This window comes from Skermania sp. ID1734 (genome assembly GCF_007489285.1).
GTDB lineage: Bacteria > Actinomycetota > Actinomycetes > Mycobacteriales > Mycobacteriaceae > ID1734.
Window position 1 is genome coordinate 1 of the sequence record NZ_VLIY01000043.1, and the last position, 2,546, is coordinate 2,546.

Annotated in this window: 3 protein-coding genes; all 3 read left to right on the forward strand. The window is 65.8% G+C overall.

All coding sequences use genetic code 11. From position 1 onward, the window contains the following. Window positions 1–72: 72 nt before the first annotated feature. Window positions 73–1,338: an IS21 family transposase gene (gene istA / locus FOS14_RS24420; RefSeq protein WP_143773425.1), complete on the forward strand. Its 1,266-nt coding sequence runs from the start codon at window positions 73–75 to the stop codon at window positions 1,336–1,338. Further along, window positions 1,335–2,183, forward strand: a complete 849-nt coding sequence (istB, locus tag FOS14_RS24425) for an IS21-like element helper ATPase IstB (protein WP_143773426.1) — start codon at window positions 1,335–1,337, stop codon at window positions 2,181–2,183. The genes istA and istB overlap by 4 nt, the downstream gene beginning before the upstream one ends. 66 nt (window positions 2,184–2,249) lie before the next feature. Then, complete coding sequence (locus tag FOS14_RS24430; RefSeq protein ID WP_143773427.1) at window positions 2,250–2,453, forward strand: hypothetical protein; 204 nt, start codon at window positions 2,250–2,252, stop codon at window positions 2,451–2,453. The last annotated feature ends 93 nt before the right edge of the window (window positions 2,454–2,546 follow it).

Here is a 2,546-nt window from a genome sequence, read left to right on the forward strand (position 1 = left end):
TGTCGCCGATTCCTGAAAAGTAGACCTCTGGGGGTCCCGGAAAACTGACCCACTTGGTGGTCTGTTGGAGGGATGATTTCTGTGGAGGATTGGGCGGAGATACGACGGCTCCATCGGGCGGAGGACGTCCCGATTCGTGAGGTCGCTCGCCGGTTGGGGATCTCGCGCAACACGGTTCGGGCGGCGTTGGCGTCGGATCGGCCGCCGCAGTATCAGCGGCAGGGCCGCGGTTCGGTTGCCGATGAGTACGAGCCCCAGATTCGGGTGCTGTTGGCGGAGTGGCCGAAGATGCCGGCGCCGGTGATCGCCGAGCGGATCGGGTGGCCGTACTCGATATCGCCGTTGAAAAAGCGGCTGCAACAGATCCGCCCGGAGTACGTCGGGATCGACCCGGTCGACCGGTTCGTCTACCGTCCGGGTGCGATCGCACAGTGCGACTTGTGGTTTCCCGAGCCACGCATCCCGGTCGGCGAGGGCCAAGACCGGGTATTGCCGGTCCTGGTCATGGTCGCGGGATTCTCCCGCACCATCAGCGCGGTCATGATCCCCTCGCGGCAGGGTGGAGACATCCTGGCCGGGATGTGGATGGTGCTACGCGAATGGGGCAGGGTCCCGAAAACGCTCGTGTGGGACCGCGAGGCCGCGATTGGTGGCACGGGCCGGGTCTCCACATTGGCGGCGGGATTCGCCGGAACGCTCGCCACCCGTATACAGCTAGCCCCGCCTCGCGATCCTGAGTACAAGGGCATGGTCGAACGCGCCAACGGCTACCTGGAGACGTCGTTCCTGCCCGGCCGGCGATTCACCTCTCCGCACGACTTCAACGATCAACTCGCTGAGTGGCTGGTCCGCGCGAACACTCGCACGGTGCGCTCGATCAGCGCCCGCCCGGTCGACCTGTTCGAGACCGACCGCCAGGCAATGCTGGAGCTGTCTCCGGTGGCCCCGCAGGTGGGTTTGACCACCCGTATCCGCCTGGCCCGGGATTACTACGTGCGCCTCGACACAAGCGACTACTCCGTCGACCCGCGGGTGATCGGCCGCTTCGTCGACGTCATCGCCACCCCGGCCGAGGTGACCGCCCGATGCGACGGCCAGCTCGTCGCCCGCCACCAACGGTCGTGGGCGACCCATGTGACGGTGACCGACCCCACACACGTCGAGCTCGCCGCCGGACTGCGCTCCGCACTGGCCGACCACCGACAACGACGAGCCCAGGCCGCCCGCCGCCACCACGGCGATGGCCACCCCGTGGCGCTGCGGGCCTTGCCTGACTACGACGCCCTGTTCGGCGTTGATTTCGACTCCACCCCAACAACAGTGAGGAACAGTTCATGACCACAGCGACCAAGAAGAAGACCGCGCCGGCCCCGCCGTTACCGGCCGACACACCCGTACTGGCGTCGGTGCCCGCCGACGGATTACCCGCCCAGCTCAACTACCTGACCCGGGCGCTGAAGACCCCCACGATCGGGCGGGTATGGGAAGACATCGCCGAACAAGCCCGTGACGAGAATTGGTCGCACGAGGAGTACCTCGCCGCGGTCCTGCAACGCCAACTGGCCGACCGGGAAGCTTCGGGCACCACCATGCGGATCCGCACCGCGCACTTTCCGGCCATCAAGACGTTGGAGGACTTCAACCTCGACCACCTGCCCAGCCTGCGCCGAGACGTGCTCGCGCACCTGGCGACCGGGATGTTCGTGCCCAAAGCCGAGAACGTGATCCTGCTCGGACCACCCGGCATCGGGAAAACCCACATCGCGATCGGGCTGGGGGTGAAGGCCGCCTACGCCGGCTACTCGGTGCTGTTCGACACCGCGTCGAACTGGATTGCCCGCCTGGCCGCCGCCCACCACGCCGGCCAGCTCGAGGCCGAGCTAAAAAAGATCCGCCGCTACAAACTGATCATCATCGACGAGGTCGGCTACATCCCGTTCGACCAGGACGCTGCGAACCTGTTTTTCCAGCTCATCGCCTCCCGCTACGAGCAGGGCTCGGTCATGGTCACTTCCAACCTGCCGTTCGGGCGGTGGGGAGAGACCTTTTCCGACGACGTCGTCGCCGCAGCCATGATCGACCGCCTCGTGCATCACGCCGAAGTGCTCACCCTCACCGGCGACTCCTACCGCACCCGCACCCGCCGCGAGCTCCTGGGCAAAAATCGGGCCACCAACGACTAACGACTTCGGGTTCAGGTGCGCGCTTTGCGCACCCGGCCCGCTGTGGGGTGGTCTAGCGTGACGACGGTGGCAACAGTTGACGCCGACGTTCTACAGGCGCAGTACTTCCTCGCCGAACTCCAACGGGCCTCAGACACGCTCACACGGCAGATCGAACACATTCAAGGCGGTCACGGCGATGCCCGCAAGGAACGGCGCTGCCGCGCCGAACTGCACGAAGTACGCCGACAACTGGCAGCCATCCGGCACCGGTTCGCCGACCAAATCTAGAGCCCGGGCTACGGCCCAAGTTCCCAACACACACCCTCCAGAGGGTCACTTTTCAGAAACCCACCAGGGGTCAGTTTTCGCGAACCGTTGACA